We start from the raw sequence: 18277 nt of genomic DNA on the forward strand, positions 1-18277 counted from the left end.
TGACCCTTACCAAACAGTGGTAGGGGTTATTTTTTCATGAAAAGGAGAATTCATTTGAAGAATATTAGCTATATCGAGGATATGGAAAAGTGGAGATCAGAATTTACTTTTTCAATAGCCATTAATATCCGTTTTTCGGAAACGGATATGTTTGGACACGTGAATAATGTGTCGCCTTTTATATATTTTGAGGAAGCAAGAATTGCTTTTTTAAAGTCCCTTGGTTTGTTTGGGGGTAATCAAGAAGAGGAAGGGATACCAATTGTAGCAGACTTACAATGCGACTATCATAGACAAATCTTTTTTGGTGAGAAAATAAAACTCTATGTCAAAGTAAATCAAGTTGGCAATAGCTCCTTTGATGTTCATTACATGGCACTGAACGAGAAGGAAGCGTTATGTCTAACAGGACGTGGGAGAATGGTGTTTATTCATCCGTCAACTGGCAAGCCTGTCCCTCTTCGTGAATCTATGAAGCAAAAATTAAGTTCAAACTAAGATTGAAATAAACCGACTTCCGAAAAGAAAGTCGGTTTTGTTTAGAGCTTTAATTCACCCATGCGAATAAGCTCTACTACAGCTTGAGAACGCCCCTTGACTCCTAATTTTTGCATAGCATTTGAAATGTGGTTACGGACAGTTTTTTCAGATATAAACAGTTCCTGGGCAATTTCCTTTGTTGTTTTGTCCTGTACTAAAAGTTCGAAAACTTCTTTTTCACGCTTTGTTAATAATTGCTTCGGTTTGTAGTCGTTGTCCTTCAAATGTTAACCCCTCCTTGCTGTCATAGAGCTGCAGTTTGAAGGGAAATTATTTAGTCACTATAGCTTATGAAGAGTTACATAAACGGTGCGCACATTTAGGATAAGAAGAATATATTACTATAAAAGTTACCCTTTTCGAGCTAAATTTTGGTGTGAAATAATGTTTATCCGAGAAAGTATAAGATTTTTCGTCAATTTGTGATAAAATATGACTATATATAGGGAAAATCACGGGAGGTTACAACTTGGAAAACGAATTACAAAAAGTTAATATAGAAAAATTAGAGAAAAGACTCCGCCATATTTCTGGCGCTATCAAACAAAATGGACGAAAAATCTTAAATAATTATCCTATTACCTCACCACAATTTATCGCTTTACAATGGTTATTAGAAGAAGGCGATTTAACCATAGGCGAGTTATCCACAAAAAATGGTTTAGCCTTTAGTACGACTACAGACCTTGTCGATCGAATGGAGAAAAATGAATTAGTTGAAAGGATACGTGATTCGAATGATCGGCGTGTGGTACGAATTCATGTATTGGAAAAAGGTAAACGTATCATAAATGAAGTAATCAAAAAGCGTCAAGAGTATTTAGGGGAAGTATTAGAAAACTTCTCAAACGACCAAACAGCAACTCTTATCGAGTTGTTAGATCAATTACATGATAAAATGAAAAGCATCAATGAAAAATAACAGCAAAGAAGAGGCGGTATGTTTGAATAGACCAATTGGAGTCATCGATTCTGGTGTTGGTGGCTTAACAGTAGTACATGAGTTAATGCGACAACTACCTAAAGAAAAGTTAATCTACTTAGGTGATACGCAGAGATGTCCATATGGACCAAGACCAGAACACGAAGTAGTAAGCTTTACTTGGGAAATGGTGGATTTTTTGTTGCAAAAAGATGTGAAAATGATAGTAATTGCATGTAACACAGCAACAGCCTATACCTTGAAGGAACTACAAGAAAGATTGGATATACCGGTAGTAGGTGTTATTCAACCAGGAGCACGAGCAGCGATTAAATCGACCCAAAAAAATTTTGTTGGGATTATAGGGACGGAAGGTACGATTAGAAGTAATGCATATATAGAAGCATTACAATATATCAAGTCAGATATTGAAGTAAATGCATTAGCTTGTCCAATGTTTGTTCCTATGGTGGAACAGGGCATTTTAACAGGTGAGAAGGCGGAAGTTATAGTTGAGGAAACACTACGTCCATTATTGAAATATAGAAATGAGATGGATACATTAATATTAGGCTGTACGCATTACCCGCTAATTAAGGGAGTTATCCAAAAAGTACTCGGGACCCAAATTACATTGATATCGTCTAGTGAAGAGACTGCCAGGGAGACGAGTACAATATTAGAGATACATCAATTGTTTAACGATGGTAGAGAAGAAACTAGTCACCAATTTTACACAACTGGAGAGTTAGATATTTTTACTGATATTACCAAAAGTATATTCAATAGCTCCATCGATAATTTACAGTCTGTAACAATAGAACAGGCTATAATTTGCAGAAATTAGGATTCTATACAAATAGAGTCCTATTTTTTTATGCGCGAAATGATAAAGGTTGGTCTATTTTTTAAATAGGCTCGTATATATAATAGTACAAACCATCGTAGGAGGGAATCACATGCAAAAGCACCGCTTGTTTTTTGTTTTAGTGGCTATTAGTATCTCAATCATATTGTCAGGATGTTTTCAAGGTGAGCAATCTCTTGAGGATATGGATCCACCACAGGATGCAGAAGCTGTTGATAATGATTTAACATCGAGCACAGAGTCTGAAGATGAGGGAGAAGATACAGAAGCCACAGACACAACAGAAGCTGAAACGGTTGAACGACAGCTATATTTACTAGATGCTAATGGAATGGTTGCTTCACAAACATTAGAATTACCAGTTCTAGAGTCGAAAGCAGTTGCGGAACAAGTCTTACAGTATTTAGTAAAAGATGGTCCTGTCACTGAATTATTACCAAATGGTTTTCAGGCAGTATTACCAGCGGGAACAGAAATATTGGGTCTAGATATCGAGGAAGATGGTACATTAATTGTTGATGTATCGAAAGAGTTCGAAGAGTATGAGGCAGAAGACGAAGTGAAAATTTTAGAAGCAATGACCTTTACATTAACTCAATTTGATAATGTAGAAAAAGTAAAACTAAGGATTAATGGACATGAACAAAATGCAATGCCTGTAAATGGTACACCAATTGGTGATGGTTATACTAGAGCTAATGGAATTAATATTACTGAAACAGATAATATTGATCTCATAAACAGTAAAGCAGTAACGATGTATTTCCCAGCAGAACATGATGAAAATCGATATTTTGTACCTGTTACACATCATGTGAAAACAGAGCAAGGGGATACACTACACGCTATTGTAGAGTCATTAGTTGATGGTCCAGGATATGTAACAAATCTTATGCAGGTTTTCAATTCGGGGACTGAATTAACTGAAGCGCCTACTTTGAATAATGGTGTATTAGAGCTTGTCTTTAACGAAAATGTCTTACTGGAGAATTCCGTGATATCTGATGAGGTAATGGAGACATTAGTTAGAACATTAACAGAACGGCAAGACGTCGAAGCGGTTAATGTGCGGGTAGAGAATGTGGATCAATTAGTTAATGAAAGTGGAGAAGCATACTCTGAACCAGTAACAAAAGAGACATTTATGCCTTCAGAAAAATTATAAAGAGGCGTACAAAAAAACGCCTCACTCTTTCAACATACTAACAAACTGTTAGTGTGTTTTTTGTTTTTTAGGTAATAATAAAACCCTGTCCGTAAAAGATAATTATCTCATGGTGAATGACTGATCCAATTATAATTTTAGTACATTCTTTCACCTAAAATATGTTAAGCTAATAGGGAAAAGAGGAGGATTTTTTCATGAGAGAAGACCAAAGACAAGCTAATCAATTACGACCAATAACGATTACAACAAATTTCGTAAAGCATCCGGAAGGCTCTGTATTAATTGAGGTAGGTGAAACAAAAGTTATCTGTAATGCGAGTATTGAAGACAGAGTTCCTCCTTTTATGCGTGGGCAAGGAAAGGGTTGGATTACTGCTGAATATGCAATGCTCCCAAGAGCAACACAGGACCGAAATATAAGGGAGTCATCGAAAGGTAAAGTAAGCGGGAGAACGATGGAGATACAACGATTAATTGGAAGGGCATTGCGTTCTGTAGTCGATTTAAATAAAATTGGAGAACGAACGGTATGGGTTGATTGTGATGTCATTCAAGCTGATGGTGGTACAAGAACTGCTTCCATAACGGGAGCTTTTGTAGCCGTTGTTTTAGCATTTGGGAAGTTATTAGAGCAGAAAAAAATAAGTAAAATGCCAGTTACTCATTATCTAGCTGCGACTTCTGTTGGTATGCTAGCGGAAGGTACTGAAATATTGGATTTAAATTATGGTGAGGATTCCAAAGCTGCCGTTGATATGAATGTTGTCATGACTGGTGCTGGTGAATTTGTGGAGATTCAAGGTACTGGTGAAGAAGCTACATTTACTTTTAATCAATTGCAAACAATGCTTGAATTAGCAAATGAAGGGATGAAGCAAATCTTTACTATTCAAAAAGAGGCGTTAGCAGAACTTACCGAGCGTATAGGGGAAACAATAGACGCCGGTGAGCAATCATGAAAAAAGTTATTATAGCTACTAAAAACAAAGGCAAAGCTAAAGAATTTAAGACATTATTTGCAAAATATAATATACAAGCTGTATCTTTATTGGAATTAAAAGATAACATGCCTGACGTCGATGAAACTGGATCAACTTTTGAAGAAAATGCTGCATTAAAAGCCGAAGAGATAGCTGGAGTTCTAAACACTCCTGTTCTGGCCGATGACTCTGGTCTCGTTATTGATGCGTTGGGTGGTAGACCAGGTATATATTCAGCAAGGTATGCTGGTGAACCTAAAAATGATCAAGCTAATACTGAAAAAGTAATAGCAGAATTAGCGAACGTACCAGAACACGAAAGGACAGCTCGTTTTGTCTGTGTATTAGCAGTCGCAATACCTGGGAATAATACGATCTTAAAATCTGGCTATTGTGAAGGTAGAATAGGGACTCATCCTAAAGGGGAAAACGGATTTGGCTATGACCCCATTTTTATTCCGGAAGGTTTTGAAGAAACAATGGCTGAATTGTCTTCAGAAGAGAAAAACAACATAAGTCACCGTAATAATGCGATTGTCCAGTTGGAAGACTGGCTAAGAAGTATATAATATAATTGTAAGAGGTGATTCTTATGAATAATTTACTTATAATGAGCGATAGTCATGGGTTAACAGAAGAGATTGAAGTAATTAAAAATAGACATAATTGTACATATATGTTTCATTGTGGTGATTCAGAGTTAGACATGGATGCACCAGAATTAGCTGGATTTATTAAAGTAGGCGGGAATTGTGATTTTGATAGTCGGTATCCAGATGAGCAAGTTTCTAGAATCGGTGATGTAGCCTTTCTACTAACACATGGGCATCTTCACAATGTGAAGATGAATATGACGACTCTTTCATATAGGGCAGAGGAATTGGGGGCAAGTGTAATTTGTTTTGGGCATACGCATATCGCTGGGGCTGAAAAAATAGGTAATCAGTTATTTATTAATCCAGGAAGTATTCGTCTACCGAGAGCACGGGTAGAAAAAACATATGCCATCATGAAGTGGGAGTCAATTCATGATATTAACATTACATTTTATACGACTTCCGGTGAGCTGGTAAAAGGAATGTCATACAATTTTCAACTAGAATAACCAATTCAGAAATGCTTTTCCTTGAGAAAATTAAATCACAGGGAGAAGTGTTTCTCTTATATTTATAAATTTTAACAGTTGACAATGAAATACATAGTCCATATAATAAATCTTGTGACCAAAAATGAATTATAAGCTAATTTAAATATTATTTATACCTAGATGCGGGTGTAGTTACGAGCAAAACTTCCACCGAGTAATCTACGAGTTGCCCCGAAGCACCTAACATCCATGAATAATCTTGCAGATGTAGGGGCATAGCTTGTCCAATCAATAAGCGTAAGCTATTTTAAAATATTAATATATTTAGATGCGGGTGTAGTTTAGTGGTAAAACCTCAGCCTTCCAAGCTGATGTCGAGGGTTCAATTCCCTTCACCCGCTCCATACATATATGTCCCAGTAGCTCAGCAGGATAGAGCAACAGCCTTCTAAGCTGTGGGTCGGGAGTTCGAATCTCTCCTGGGACGCTATAAAAGAAACCTATGTTTTTATAGGTTTCTTCTTTTTTAGTTGGGTTGACAATGGAATGTCCCGTTTAATTTTTATTTTAATGGGAATGTATATATACTATTAAGTAACCTGAAACTTGTGTAAAGGAGGGAATATATGGAGGGTGAAAATGAAAAAGTTATCCTATTTCCGAAATGGAGAACGATATTAGAAGAGGAGAGCTTAGAAGCTTTAAAACAAAAAAGGTATGAAGAGGCATTATCAAAGTTAAATGAGCTTCTAAATTATCAAATATATAGTCATGAAATTATCATAGGTAAATTGATTTGTCTAATGGAACTAGGTAGGCATGATGAAGCGAAAGACTTATGTGAAGAAGCAATGAGCCTAAAAGATGAGGATTATTATCATTATGTACATATATATTTAACGATTCTATTTCAAACGAATCAATACAACGAATTAATGGATCAAGTTGATTATGAACTTGAGTCACCAGACGTACCATTTATAATCCGCGAGCAATTTCAGCAATTATATGATGTCAGTTCAAAAATGATCAAAGATGCTAATAATGAAGAAGCAATAGCTTACATAAAGGAATTACAAGAAGCAATAGAGAATGAGGATTATTCGAGACAGTGGCACATAGTTGAAAGTTTACGAGATCTAAAAGCATCCCCAGATAAGAATGTTGTAAATTACTTAAAATCAGAACATATTCATCCAGTTATTAAAACAACTATTTTTCTATGGCTACAAGATAAAGAAGTTTCTGAGTTAGTGGATGTTCAAAAATTAGGACTTCAGCTCCATTTGAAACCTACAGATGTCACCGGTATTAGATCACATACTACCGTTAAGCAAACATTGTTACTTATTAACGAATTGGAGCAAAAAAATCCGACACTATTTCACCTACTAATTCAATTACTAGATCGCTATGCTTATGTTAGATATCCATTATTGCCAACAAGCGATCAAGTAGCTGATATAGCAGTTGCTCTTCGATTTTTAGGTGAGGAATTATTGAATATACATAAGAAAACAAGGGAAGAACTTACGGATAACCAAATACGTTATCTACATGAAATACAAACGTGTGAAAAACTTTACTTAAGTATAATAGAGGACTGAATAATCTTATGGCTGTAATTGCTTGAAAGGCATCATAATTATGTTATAATTAGGTGGTTGTAAATTTGAGATTCAACTAGCTTCCATACATATAATCAAGTGATATCGTTATGGAAAGCGAATAACAATTTTAATTGATAGAACGAATCAATGGAAATAATAGATTTTGGAGGGAATTAAATGTCAACAAAATGGGAAAAACAAGAAGGTAATGAAGGTGTTCTAACATTTGAAGTATCCGCAGAGGATTTTGATACTGCTTTAGATAAAGCTTTTAAAAAAGTAGTAAAAACAGTTCAAATTCCAGGATTTCGTAAGGGGAAAATTCCTCGTAGCATGTTTGAAAAACGTTTTGGTGTAGAATCATTATATCAAGATGCAGTAGATATTGTTTTACCTGATGCTTATATGAAAGCTATTGAAGAATCGGGAATTGAACCTATTGATCAACCTTCAATTGATATTGAAGAAATTGAAAAAGGTAAGAATGTTGTATTTACAGCTAAAGTAACTGTGAAACCTGAAGTAACTTTAGGTGACTATAAAGGTCTTGAAGTTGAAGAGCAAGATACAACAGTTACAGACGAAGATGTCCAAAATGAATTAGAACAACTTAGAGAGCGCCATGCCGAGCTAATTGTAAAAGAAGAAGGCAAAGTTGAAAATGGTGACACAGTGGTAATGGATTTTGAAGGTTTCTTAGATGGTGAAGCATTTGATGGTGGTAAAGGCGAAAATCATTCATTAGAAATCGGATCAGGTCAATTCATTCCAGGTTTTGAAGAGAAATTAATTGGAAAAGAAGCAGGAGAAGATACGGAAATTGAAGTAACTTTCCCTGATGATTACCATGCTGAAGAATTAGCTGGTAAAAAAGCTACATTCAAAGTTAAAGTTCATGAAATTAAAACAAAAGAATTACCAGAGTTAGACGATGAATTTGCTAAAGATGTAGACGAAGAAGTAGAATCACTTGAAGAATTAAAAAATAAGAAAAAAGAAGAACTTGAATCTCAAAAGAGTCAAGATGCAGATAATCAAAAGCGTGAAACGTTAATTGAAAAAGCTTCAGATAATGCCAGCGTTGACATTCCAGAAGCAATGGTTGAGACAGAGTTAGAACGTATGGTAAAAGAATTTGAACAACGCTTGCAAATGCAAGGTATGACGATGGAAATGTACTTCCAGTTCTCTGGCCAAGACGAAGCTGCATTAAAAGAGCAAATGAAAGAAGATGCTAGTAAGCGCGTCAAGACTAATCTAACGTTAGAAGCAATTTCAAATGCTGAGAAATTAGAAGCTTCAGATGAAGATGTTCAAGCAGAGTTAGAAAATATGGCATCTATGTATGGAACAGATGTTGATCAGCTAAAACAAATGCTTGGTGGCAATGCAGATGCAATTAAAGAGGACTTGAAATATAGAAAAGCTATTGATTTTCTTGTTGAAAACAGCAAAACAGTTTAAAAATTCGTTTAGTATAACATAATGAATAAAACAAGGTGCGGATTGTCGCACCTTGTTTTACACTATATAAGAAAATTTTTGCGTGATGTTGGACTATTTTACTTGTCCTTTCATACGATAAAGGGAAACTTCTTTTATTAGTGGAAATGCGAAATGGTCAACAAAAAAATCATTTATAGCATAGGTTGTATCATATACTACATTAAATGCTGTAAGAGAAAATAAAAGGCTTACTCTGTCTCCGTATCGCCCTATAGACAACATCAAGAAAATCAAAAGAGTATATTGTTTTGTTTTCTAAATTTGATCTGATATGATAACAATGACAGTTGAAACACAAATCGTATTGCTTAGAAGTAGATTCAAACTTTTAGGGGTGAAATGTAATGTTTAAATTTAATGAAGAAAAAGGGCAATTGAAGTGTTCCTTTTGTGGTAAAAGCCAAGAACAAGTGCGTAAACTAGTTGCTGGCCCTGGCGTTTATATATGTGACGAGTGTATAGATCTTTGTACAGAGATTGTAGAAGAGGAACTTGGGACAGAAGAAGAAACAGAAAATAAAGAAATTCCGAAGCCAAAAGAAATCTGTGAAATTTTAAATGATTATGTCATTGGACAAGAAAAAGCAAAAAAGAATTTGTCTGTTGCAGTTTATAATCATTATAAGCGAATTAATTCAACGAAGAGTACAGACGATGTTGAATTGTCAAAAAGTAATATCGCTATGATTGGACCTACTGGTAGTGGTAAAACGTTACTAGCACAGACACTTGCAAGAATTTTAAATGTACCATTTGCAATGGCTGATGCTACTTCACTAACGGAAGCAGGATATGTTGGTGAAGACGTAGAAAATATTCTTTTAAAGCTTATTCAATCAGCAGATTACGATGTAGAAAAGGCTGAAAAAGGAATTATTTATATTGATGAGATTGATAAGGTAGCACGTAAATCTGAAAATCCATCAATTACTAGGGATGTATCCGGAGAAGGTGTCCAACAAGCATTATTAAAAATCCTTGAAGGTACCGTAGCAAGTGTGCCCCCACAAGGTGGCCGGAAACACCCGCATCAAGAATTTATACAAATTGATACAACAAATATATTATTTATTTGTGGTGGGGCTTTTGATGGTATTGATCAAGTGATCAAACGCCGTCTTGGTAAAAAAGTAATTGGTTTCGGCTCTAATGAGAAACAAGAAGACCTAGAAAAAGGCAAATTACTATCTAAAGTATTGCCAGAAGATCTTTTACGTTATGGATTAATTCCTGAGTTTATTGGAAGACTTCCTGTAATCGGGAGCTTAGAGCCATTAGATGAAGAAGCGTTAGTTGAAATATTGACTAAACCTAAAAATGCCCTAGTGAAACAATATGTGAAATTATTCCAAATGGATGATGTTGAACTAGAGTTTGAAGATGATGCACTCGTTGAAATTGCTAAAAAAGCAATTGAACGTAAAACTGGTGCACGTGGTCTACGTTCTATCATTGAGAGCATCATGTTGGATGTCATGTTTGAATTACCATCACGTGAAGATATTGAAAAATGTGTCATTACAAAAGATACTTTAGTAAATGAAAATGGTAGTCCGAAACTTATCTTTACCGATGGTACGATTAAAGAAGGTAATGAAACCTTACCACGAGAAAGTGCGTAATCCTTAGAGCTCAAATAGAAATGAGACTGACTTAGCTAATAGGTCCTTTGGTCATTGAAAAAGGGCATTCTTGTTGCTAGGTCAGTCTCATTATTTTTATCCTGTATATTTTGGATGATCATTAATGGAAAGGGAACAATATTATTACATAAATGATTTTAAAAGTTTTACAAGTAGGCAATTATTTAATAAACTTTAAAGAAAATATAATGACATAAGATAATTACATTTTAATCTTTTAACTATTTGGAGGTACATAATATGACTAATGAGTATAAACAACTTCCCCTCCTACCGTTACGTGGTCTTTTGGTATTCCCGTCGATGGTCCTTCATCTCGATGTTGGCAGAGATAAATCTGTTGCAGCATTAGAAAAAGCAATGATGGATGATCAAACTATTTTTTTAGCTGCACAAAAAAAAGTTAGTTTGGATGATCCAAAACCTAACGAAATATATCAAATCGGAACGTTAGCAAAGGTGAAACAAATGCTAAAACTTCCTAACGGGACTGTTCGTGTACTTGTGGAAGGTTTATATAGAGCTGAAATTATACGTTTTATTGAAGAAGAGAATGAATTTATTGTTGAAATTAATAAACTGGAAGAGTATACAGGAGATCAAACGGAGGAAGAAGCTTTAATGCGTTCTTTATTCGGACAATTTGAACAATATATTAAAATCTCCAAAAAAATCACACAGGAAACGTTAGCTACTGTAAGTGACATAGACGAGCCAGGGAGATTTGCTGATATAATTACATCGCATTTGTCTTTAAAGATCAAAGATAAGCAGCAATTACTTGAAATTGTCAATGTTCAAAAACGATTACAGCATTTAATGAAATTAATATCTAATGAACAAAAAGTATTGGACCTAGAAAAGAAAATCGGCCAACGTGTTAAGAACTCAATGGAAAAGACCCAAAAAGAATATTACCTACGTGAGCAATTAAAGGCAATTCAAAAAGAGCTTGGAGAAAAAGACGGAAAAACTGGAGAGGTAAGTCAACTAAGAGAGAAACTCGAAAAATCAGATATGCTAGATCGAGTAATGGAAGTAGCGATGAAAGAATTAAATCGTTATGAAACGGTTCCACAAAACTCTGCTGAAAGTTCTGTGATTCGAAATTATTTAGAATGGCTTTTATCCTTACCGTGGACAGAAAAAACCCAGGATACAATTGAAATTAATCATGCAAAGAAAATTTTAGATAAAGATCATTATGGCTTAGAAAAGGTAAAAGAAAGAGTTTTAGAATATTTAGCTGTTCAGAAGTTAACTCAATCCATTAAAGGGCCAATACTTTGTCTTGTAGGACCACCAGGGGTTGGGAAAACATCCCTAGCCAAATCGATTGCCTCATCTATTAATCGTAATTTTGTACGAGTTTCATTAGGTGGGGTACGTGATGAGGCTGAGATTCGAGGTCATCGGAGAACATATATTGGTGCAATGCCAGGGAGAATTATACAAGGGATGAAAAAAGCAAAGACGGTCAACCCTGTATTCTTATTAGATGAAATTGATAAAATGTCTAATGACTTTCGTGGAGATCCATCTTCTGCAATGTTAGAAGTACTAGACCCGGAACAAAATAGCACATTCAGTGATCATTTTATTGAAGAGACATATGATTTATCAAATGTATTGTTCATTGCAACTGCTAACTATGTCAATAACATTCCAGGACCATTGCTCGATCGAATGGAATTAATTTCAATCTCTGGTTATACAGAAGTTGAAAAACTTCATATTGCGAAAGAACATTTGGTTACAAAGCAATTAAAAGAAAATGGATTAAATAAAGGTAATATACAAATAAGAGATAATGCCTTATTAAAGTTAATTCGAATGTATACTCGTGAAGCTGGTGTTCGCGGTTTAGAACGTCAGATTGCAAAACTGTGTAGAAAAGCAGCTAAAATAATTATCTCAGAAGAAAAGAAAAGAGTCATTATTACGGAAAATAGTCTGGAGGATTTGCTTGGTAAACCAATGTTTCGCTATGGTCAGATGGAACAAGAAGATCAAGTTGGGACAGCTACAGGCCTAGCGTACACAGCTGCTGGTGGTGATACGCTATCGATAGAAGTATCACACTACCCTGGTAAGGGGAAACTTACCCTTACTGGAAAATTAGGTGAAGTTATGCGTGAGTCTGCTCAGGCTGCATTTAGCTATATACGATCACGTGCACATGAGCTACAAATTGATCCAGATTTTCACGAGAAATTTGATATTCACATTCATGTTCCAGAAGGAGCAACACCAAAAGATGGTCCATCTGCTGGTATAACCATGGCTACAGCGCTTGTTTCTGCACTCTCCGGTCGAGCTGTCAAAAAAGAAGTTGGTATGACTGGTGAGATAACTTTAAGAGGTCGAGTTTTACCTATCGGTGGTTTAAAAGAGAAATCACTAAGTGCTCATCGTGCTGGTATTTCAACGATCATTATGCCAGAAGATAATAAAAAAGATTTAGATGATATACCGAAAAGTGTACGTGGTGAATTAACTTTTATCCCGGTAAATCATCTGGATCAAGTATTAAAACATGCACTTGTGGAGGAGAATCATGAAAGTAACTAATGCGGAAATTGTTATCAGTGCAGTAAGTCAAAAACAATATCCGAATGATCAGCTACCAGAGATAGCTTTAGCTGGTCGTTCTAATGTAGGAAAGTCATCATTTGTAAACAAATTAATCAACAGAAAAAACCTTGCTAGAACTTCCTCTAAACCAGGAAAAACGCAGACATTGAATTTTTATCGAATCAATGACGCATTTTATTTCGTGGATGTCCCGGGGTATGGATATGCTAAAGTGTCCAAGGTAGAGCGAAAAAAATGGGGCGTCATGATGGAAGAATATTTTCAAACGAGACAAAACCTAAAAGCGGTTTTATTAATTACTGATATACGTCATGAGCCAACAAATGATGATGTACAAATGTATGAATTTCTAAAGCATTTTGATTTACCAGTGATTGTTGTTGCAACAAAGCTTGATAAAATCCCCAAAGGGAAGCGTGCCAAACATTTGAAACGAACGATCCAAACATTACAAGTAGAGCAAGACGATATTGTACTTCCTTTTTCTGCTGAAACCGGTGAAGGGAAAGATGAAGCATGGGGAATTCTGAAGCAATATCTTTAATATTGATTCTTTTTCGCATCGAAACACTCCTACTAGAAAATCGTAGGAGTGTTTTTTTAATATACAATACTTCTCTTTTTTCAGAAAATTTATAGCATATGAAAGGTATTAACAGAATCACAAAGTATATATAAGGTACTATAAGTTATATTCCTATAATAATGAGATTTCTATGTGAATATACGTATATAAGAAAATATGCTATTGGTTGTTTCAATTTATAGTTGATATAATTAAATTGAAACTGTGCGAGTGTTAATAATATTTCGTTTATTGCACATTAATACATACTCGCAAAAACACTAGGAGAGGGATGTTTACACAAAATGAGAAAACTGAAAATTACGTTATTTTTCGCTATGATTCTATTTGTACTAGCTGCCTGTGGTACAGACGGTTCATCTGAGGAGAGTAATGGTGATAATGACAATAATGGATCTAAATTTGATTTGGTAGAAGATGGGAAACTGACATTTGCTGCATCAGGTGAGTTTAAACCATTTAGTTATATGGAAGGTACAGAAATGATTGGTTATGATATCGCAGTTGCAGAAGCAATTGCTGATAAGTTAGGTTTAGAAGTGGTTCAAGAGAAAGCTAAATTTGATGGAATAGTAACAGGTGTTAAACAAGGTCGCTATGACATTGCGGTTGCTAGTCATACGATAACAGACGAACGTTTAGAAGAGGTTGACTTTTCTGACCCATATTATTACTCTGGACCAGTTATATATACTCGAGCAGATAGTGATATCCAAAGTGCAGCTGATTTAGATGGAAAAGAAATTTCGGTATCAAGAGGTTCTACCTATGTAGAAATGGCAGAGGAATATACCGACAATATTCCGAAAGTTGATAGTGACGTAGTTGCATTACAATCGCTTGCGTCTGGACATCATGATGCTGTAATTACGGATGATATAACCGGACAAACAGCAATAGAAAATGGATTGGAAATTGAAAACCGTGGACAATTAGGTGTCAGTGAACAAGCGGTAGCAGTAGCGAAAGAAAATGAAGTATTATTAGAAGCGATTAATGAAGCATTACAAGAATTAAAAGAAAGTGGAGAACTTGCAGAGCTTTCAAAGGAATGGATTGGTGTTGATATAACACAAGAACCAGAAGAATTAGAATAAATATTTAATGCAAATGTGCGCAAAAGCTTGCGCACATTTGTCCTTGTCCAGCAATTACGCTTAGGATAATACGACTTCCTCGCTAACGCTTTTCTATCATAAAGGAGTTGGAATACTTGTCTCATTTTATCGATGTCTTTATAAATACTTATGATTTATTCTTTGAAGGACTTAAGATTACATTATACTTATCTGCTGCCTCATTGCTTATCGCATTTATTATCGGGTTGTTTTTTGCAATCCTTAAAATTTCCAATATCAAAATTTTAGAATGGATTGCGGACGCCTATATTTGGATTGTTCGGGGAACACCATTAATTGTACAAATATTTGTATTGTATTACGGCTTAGCTGAGATCGTGCTCATTGATAAGTTCTGGGCAGGTGCAATAGGTCTGGCTTTCCATAGTGGTGCATATATAGCGGAAATTATTCGCGGAGCAATCCAGTCTATTGATAAAGGACAAATGGAAGCTGGAAGATCATTAGGAATGACAAAAGGTCTAACGATGAAAAGGATTATTTTACCACAAGCATTTAGAAGGGCAGTACCATCGCTTGGAAATCAATTTATAATTGGTATAAAGGATTCTTCACTCGTTTCGTTTATTGGACTACAAGAAATATTTGGGGTGGCAAGCTCAGGTGGGTCTAATAACTTTGACTACTTCACATACTACTTTATTGCAGCAATCTACTATCTCGTAATAGTTCTTGTGCTAACTTTAGTAGTAAATTATATTGAAAAAAGAATGGCTAAAAGTGATTAAGGGAGGAGGTTTCATATGAGCGAACATCATGAAATGATAAGAGTAGAAAAGCTAAATAAATCCTTTGGTGATTTACATGTGTTAAAAGATGTTGATCTTACTGTTAAAGAGAGCGATGTAGTAGTATTAGTTGGTGCTAGTGGGTCTGGAAAAAGTACCTTACTCAGGTGCTTGAATTTTTTAGAGATAAAAAATGACGGTAAAATTTTTATAGATGGTGAGCAAATCGAGAAGGAAACCCATGATTTGAATAAAATCCGTGAACGAGTTGGAATGGTTTTTCAACACTTCAATTTATTCCCTCACAAAACCGTTATCGAAAACGTCATAGAAGCCCCGACACAGGTAAAAGGTTTAAAGAAAGCCCAAGCCTTAGAAGAAGGCAAGGAATTATTGGATAAAGTTGGGTTAGGTGACAAATATGATGTCTATCCTTCTACTTTATCTGGTGGACAAAAACAACGTGTGGCCATCGCAAGGGCACTGGCTATGAAACCTGATGTTATGCTATTCGATGAACCAACTTCAGCATTGGACCCGGAGCTTGTTGGTGAAGTACTGGCAACAATGAAGGAGTTAGCTTTAGAAGGGATGACAATGGTGGTTGTTACCCATGAAATGGGCTTTGCGCGAGAAGTAGGGGATTGGGTTTTTTATATGCATGATGGAAAAATTGTAGAATATGGTCATCCGAATGATTTGTTCGATAACCCAAAAGAAGAAAGAACAAAAGCATTTCTAAGTTCAATTTTATAATAACAAATAACACAGAAAAAATAATCCAGTAAATGACACTGGATTATTTTTTCTTTTTTAATACATATATGCCAATTCCAATAAGTGCAATAGGCCAATATTTTTCGATGAGTTGTATAATAGGGTATAGCCAATGAAAAGTTTCGGGTAATTGAATGGAAAAAATCATAATTAAAGAAATTCCGATCAAAATAATACTAATTGGTAGCCCGTTTTTCGTTTTTAAATAACGTATAAAAAAAGAAATTCCAACTATAAATGGATACATCGCCCAATGGTCAATCCAAAACGTATAATGTTCGAGACCATGAAAATGAATACCTAAACCTAATATAAAAGTACCAGTAAATAATTGCTGATAATCTTTTGACTGGTAACTATATATTAAAAAGGCAATACCTATAATGATTAATAATGTTGGCCATGAATAAAAGTCAGTTAGTATAGGTACCTTTAATTGCCTAAGAAGAAAATATGCTCCTAACCCAACTAGTAGATAACCAATAAATTTATTAGACTTTTTCAATTGATCACCTCTCTTAAGATGAAATATGGTTTGAATTCTTGCTTCTTGAATGTTGTTGTGATAGAGTACAATCGAGTTCAAACATAATATACGTAATATCCTAACATATTGTTTCAAATTATGTTCACAAAATAATAAAATGTGCATAATTACCTATGCTATAATAATAATAGTATAATTTTAAGCGTGAGTTCAAAATAACATCTTTGAACCTCTTGTTTTAATGGAGGAGAGATAGAGTGCATATTCTAAAAGTTGGATTTAATTATAAAACTGCTCCTGTTGAAATTAGAGAGAAGCTTACATTTTCTGAACAGTCACTTTCAGAAGCAATGGCTGTGTTAAAGAACCAAAAAAGTATTTTAGAAAATGTTATTGTTTCTACTTGTAATCGTACAGAGATATATGCAGTAGTTGATCAACTTCATACTGGGCGTTATTACATTAAGCAATTTCTTGCAGATTGGTTTGACCTGGATAAAGAGGAGTTCTCCCCATATCTGCGTATTTCTGAAGATGATGGCGCATTGGAGCATTTATTCCGAGTGTCGACTGGTTTAGACTCCATGGTTCTAGGGGAAACCCAAATTCTTGGTCAAGTTAAACAGTCATTTTTGACCTCTCAACATATACAAGCTACTGGAACCATCTTTAATGAACTATTTAAACAGGCAATTACATTTGCGAAACGAACACAAAAAGAGACAGCTATCGGTGAACATGCTGTTTCTGTAAGTTATGCTGCAGTCGAGCTAGCAAAGAAGATTTTTGGCAATTTATCTGAAAAACACGTTGTTATTCTAGGGGCTGGAAAAATGGGAGAGCTTGCTGCCAAGAACCTTCAAGGTTCTGGAGCAACGAAGATTACAGTCATCAATCGTACCTATTCCAAAGCGCAGGAATTAGCTGCTAAATTTGAAGCAACTGCAGAACAATTAGATAAATTACAGGATGTTTTATTAACTGCTGATATCTTAATTAGTTCTACAGGTTCTGATCAAGTGGTGTTGTCAAAAGAGGTTTTAACACCGATACAAAAAGAACGAAAAGGGAAGGCACTGTTTCTTGTAGATATTGCTGTTCCTAGAGATTTAGATCCTGCGATAAGTACATTAGACAATGTCTTCTTATATGATATTGATGATTTACAACATATCGTTGATAAAAATTTACAAGAGAGAAAAAAAGCTGCTGAAAAAATTGAATTAATGCTTGAAGAAGAAATTGTTATTTTTAATGAATGGTTAAAAACTTTAGGTGTTGTACCAGTTATTTCTGCATTAAGGCAGAAGGCATTATCCATTCAATCGGAGACGATGAAAAGTATTGAACGAAAAATGCCTGACTTAACAGAAAGAGAGAAAAAGGTGCTTAACAAGCATACCAAAAGTATAATTAATCAATTGTTAAAAGAACCAATAACGCAAGCTAAAGAATTAGCTGCAAGTGATCGGGCAGAGGATGCGCTTGAATTGTTTATTGGTATTTTTGGAATTGAGGAAGAAGTTAAGACGGAAATTGCGAACCAAGCTAAAAAAAATGACATCATTATGAAGGCAACACAGAATCATAAAGTATCCTTCCCATTAATTGAAAAATTAGCTGGGCGTTAAGAAAGGATTT

The 18277-nt window shown here is 35.0% G+C and carries 18 protein-coding genes and 2 tRNA genes; 18 read left to right on the forward strand and 2 right to left on the reverse strand.

The annotated features are described in order from the left end of the window. Window positions 1-36: 36 nt before the first annotated feature. Window positions 37-498: an acyl-CoA thioesterase gene (locus ACFSTA_RS11265; RefSeq protein ID WP_377556795.1), complete on the forward strand. Its 462-nt coding sequence runs from the start codon at window positions 37-39 to the stop codon at window positions 496-498. A gap of 41 nt (window positions 499-539) precedes the next feature. On the opposite strand, the gene ACFSTA_RS11270 is transcribed toward ACFSTA_RS11265, so the two are convergent. Next, window positions 540-764, reverse strand: coding sequence for a helix-turn-helix domain-containing protein (locus ACFSTA_RS11270; RefSeq protein WP_072892025.1), 225 nt, complete (start codon window positions 762-764; stop codon window positions 540-542). 245 nt (window positions 765-1009) lie between these two features. Here ACFSTA_RS11270 and ACFSTA_RS11275 point away from each other — a divergent pair, with 245 nt between their 5' ends. The 16 genes from ACFSTA_RS11275 (at window position 1010) to ACFSTA_RS11350 (ending at window position 16128) form a co-directional block, all read left to right on the forward strand. Next, window positions 1010-1462 (forward strand): MarR family winged helix-turn-helix transcriptional regulator, encoded by a 453-nt coding sequence (locus ACFSTA_RS11275; protein WP_377556796.1) that lies wholly within the window; start codon window positions 1010-1012, stop codon window positions 1460-1462. 22 nt (window positions 1463-1484) lie between these two features. Continuing rightward, window positions 1485-2309: a glutamate racemase gene (gene racE / locus ACFSTA_RS11280; protein WP_377556797.1), complete on the forward strand. Its 825-nt coding sequence runs from the start codon at window positions 1485-1487 to the stop codon at window positions 2307-2309. A gap of 112 nt (window positions 2310-2421) precedes the next feature. Beyond that, window positions 2422-3495, forward strand: coding sequence for a GerMN domain-containing protein (locus ACFSTA_RS11285; RefSeq protein ID WP_377556799.1), 1074 nt, complete (start codon window positions 2422-2424; stop codon window positions 3493-3495). A 197-nt stretch (window positions 3496-3692) separates the two neighbouring features. Continuing rightward, the gene (gene rph / locus ACFSTA_RS11290) at window positions 3693-4457 is read left to right on the forward strand and encodes a ribonuclease PH (RefSeq protein ID WP_377556801.1); all 765 of its coding nucleotides are present in this window, start codon (window positions 3693-3695) and stop codon (window positions 4455-4457) included. After that, the gene (locus ACFSTA_RS11295) at window positions 4454-5047 is read left to right on the forward strand and encodes an XTP/dITP diphosphatase (RefSeq protein ID WP_377556802.1); all 594 of its coding nucleotides are present in this window, start codon (window positions 4454-4456) and stop codon (window positions 5045-5047) included. The genes rph and ACFSTA_RS11295 overlap by 4 nt, the downstream gene beginning before the upstream one ends. A gap of 23 nt (window positions 5048-5070) precedes the next feature. Further along, window positions 5071-5583: a metallophosphoesterase gene (locus ACFSTA_RS11300; protein ID WP_377556803.1), complete on the forward strand. Its 513-nt coding sequence runs from the start codon at window positions 5071-5073 to the stop codon at window positions 5581-5583. Window positions 5584-5895: 312 nt separating this feature from the next. Then, window positions 5896-5969: transfer RNA gene (locus ACFSTA_RS11305), tRNA-Gly, on the forward strand. Between the two features lie 9 nt (window positions 5970-5978). Beyond that, window positions 5979-6052: transfer RNA gene (locus ACFSTA_RS11310), tRNA-Arg, on the forward strand. Window positions 6053-6191: 139 nt separating this feature from the next. Further along, the gene (locus ACFSTA_RS11315) at window positions 6192-7172 is read left to right on the forward strand and encodes a tetratricopeptide repeat protein (protein ID WP_377556804.1); all 981 of its coding nucleotides are present in this window, start codon (window positions 6192-6194) and stop codon (window positions 7170-7172) included. Between the two features lie 180 nt (window positions 7173-7352). Continuing rightward, window positions 7353-8639: a trigger factor gene (tig, locus tag ACFSTA_RS11320; protein ID WP_377556805.1), complete on the forward strand. Its 1287-nt coding sequence runs from the start codon at window positions 7353-7355 to the stop codon at window positions 8637-8639. A 386-nt stretch (window positions 8640-9025) separates the two neighbouring features. Next, window positions 9026-10303: an ATP-dependent protease ATP-binding subunit ClpX gene (gene clpX / locus ACFSTA_RS11325; protein WP_377556807.1), complete on the forward strand. Its 1278-nt coding sequence runs from the start codon at window positions 9026-9028 to the stop codon at window positions 10301-10303. Between the two features lie 261 nt (window positions 10304-10564). After that, window positions 10565-12895: an endopeptidase La gene (lon, locus tag ACFSTA_RS11330; protein WP_377556808.1), complete on the forward strand. Its 2331-nt coding sequence runs from the start codon at window positions 10565-10567 to the stop codon at window positions 12893-12895. Continuing rightward, window positions 12882-13463 carry a ribosome biogenesis GTP-binding protein YihA/YsxC gene (gene yihA, locus ACFSTA_RS11335; RefSeq protein ID WP_377556809.1) on the forward strand — a complete coding sequence of 194 codons (582 nt, stop codon included), beginning with the start codon at window positions 12882-12884 and terminating at the stop codon, window positions 13461-13463. The genes lon and yihA overlap by 14 nt, the downstream gene beginning before the upstream one ends. A gap of 326 nt (window positions 13464-13789) precedes the next feature. Continuing rightward, window positions 13790-14602, forward strand: coding sequence for a transporter substrate-binding domain-containing protein (locus ACFSTA_RS11340; RefSeq protein WP_377556810.1), 813 nt, complete (start codon window positions 13790-13792; stop codon window positions 14600-14602). A 107-nt stretch (window positions 14603-14709) separates the two neighbouring features. Next, entirely contained in the window at window positions 14710-15372 is a 663-nt protein-coding gene (locus tag ACFSTA_RS11345; RefSeq protein ID WP_377556811.1) for an amino acid ABC transporter permease, read from the forward strand. A 15-nt stretch (window positions 15373-15387) separates the two neighbouring features. Further along, on the forward strand, window positions 15388-16128 hold the full coding sequence (locus ACFSTA_RS11350) for an amino acid ABC transporter ATP-binding protein (protein ID WP_377556813.1): 741 nt from the start codon (window positions 15388-15390) through the stop codon (window positions 16126-16128). A gap of 43 nt (window positions 16129-16171) precedes the next feature. Here ACFSTA_RS11350 and ACFSTA_RS11355 read toward each other — a convergent pair whose 3' ends face one another. Beyond that, window positions 16172-16654, reverse strand: coding sequence for a LiaI-LiaF-like domain-containing protein (locus ACFSTA_RS11355; protein WP_377556814.1), 483 nt, complete (start codon window positions 16652-16654; stop codon window positions 16172-16174). 239 nt (window positions 16655-16893) lie between these two features. Here ACFSTA_RS11355 and hemA point away from each other — a divergent pair, with 239 nt between their 5' ends. Further along, window positions 16894-18267, forward strand: a complete 1374-nt coding sequence (hemA, locus tag ACFSTA_RS11360; RefSeq protein WP_377556815.1) for a glutamyl-tRNA reductase — start codon at window positions 16894-16896, stop codon at window positions 18265-18267. The last annotated feature ends 10 nt before the right edge of the window (window positions 18268-18277 follow it).

The organism is Ornithinibacillus salinisoli (genome assembly GCF_042684965.1).
Lineage (GTDB): Bacteria > Bacillota > Bacilli > Bacillales > Amphibacillaceae > Ornithinibacillus > Ornithinibacillus salinisoli.

Excerpts from the sequence above, each read along its gene's own strand:
- ACFSTA_RS11265 (WP_377556795.1), top strand. The coding sequence starts at position 37 with ATGAAAAGGAGAATTCATTTGAAGAATATTAGCTATATCGAGGATATG.
- ACFSTA_RS11285 (WP_377556799.1), top strand. The coding sequence starts at position 2,422 with ATGCAAAAGCACCGCTTGTTTTTTGTTTTAGTGGCTATTAGTATCTCA.
- rph (WP_377556801.1), top strand. The coding sequence starts at position 3,693 with ATGAGAGAAGACCAAAGACAAGCTAATCAATTACGACCAATAACGATT.
- ACFSTA_RS11295 (WP_377556802.1), top strand. The coding sequence starts at position 4,454 with ATGAAAAAAGTTATTATAGCTACTAAAAACAAAGGCAAAGCTAAAGAA.
- ACFSTA_RS11300 (WP_377556803.1), top strand. The coding sequence starts at position 5,071 with ATGAATAATTTACTTATAATGAGCGATAGTCATGGGTTAACAGAAGAG.
- ACFSTA_RS11315 (WP_377556804.1), top strand. The coding sequence starts at position 6,192 with ATGGAGGGTGAAAATGAAAAAGTTATCCTATTTCCGAAATGGAGAACG.
- tig (WP_377556805.1), top strand. The coding sequence starts at position 7,353 with ATGTCAACAAAATGGGAAAAACAAGAAGGTAATGAAGGTGTTCTAACA.
- clpX (WP_377556807.1), top strand. The coding sequence starts at position 9,026 with ATGTTTAAATTTAATGAAGAAAAAGGGCAATTGAAGTGTTCCTTTTGT.
- lon (WP_377556808.1), top strand. The coding sequence starts at position 10,565 with ATGACTAATGAGTATAAACAACTTCCCCTCCTACCGTTACGTGGTCTT.
- yihA (WP_377556809.1), top strand. The coding sequence starts at position 12,882 with ATGAAAGTAACTAATGCGGAAATTGTTATCAGTGCAGTAAGTCAAAAA.
- ACFSTA_RS11340 (WP_377556810.1), top strand. The coding sequence starts at position 13,790 with ATGAGAAAACTGAAAATTACGTTATTTTTCGCTATGATTCTATTTGTA.
- ACFSTA_RS11350 (WP_377556813.1), top strand. The coding sequence starts at position 15,388 with ATGAGCGAACATCATGAAATGATAAGAGTAGAAAAGCTAAATAAATCC.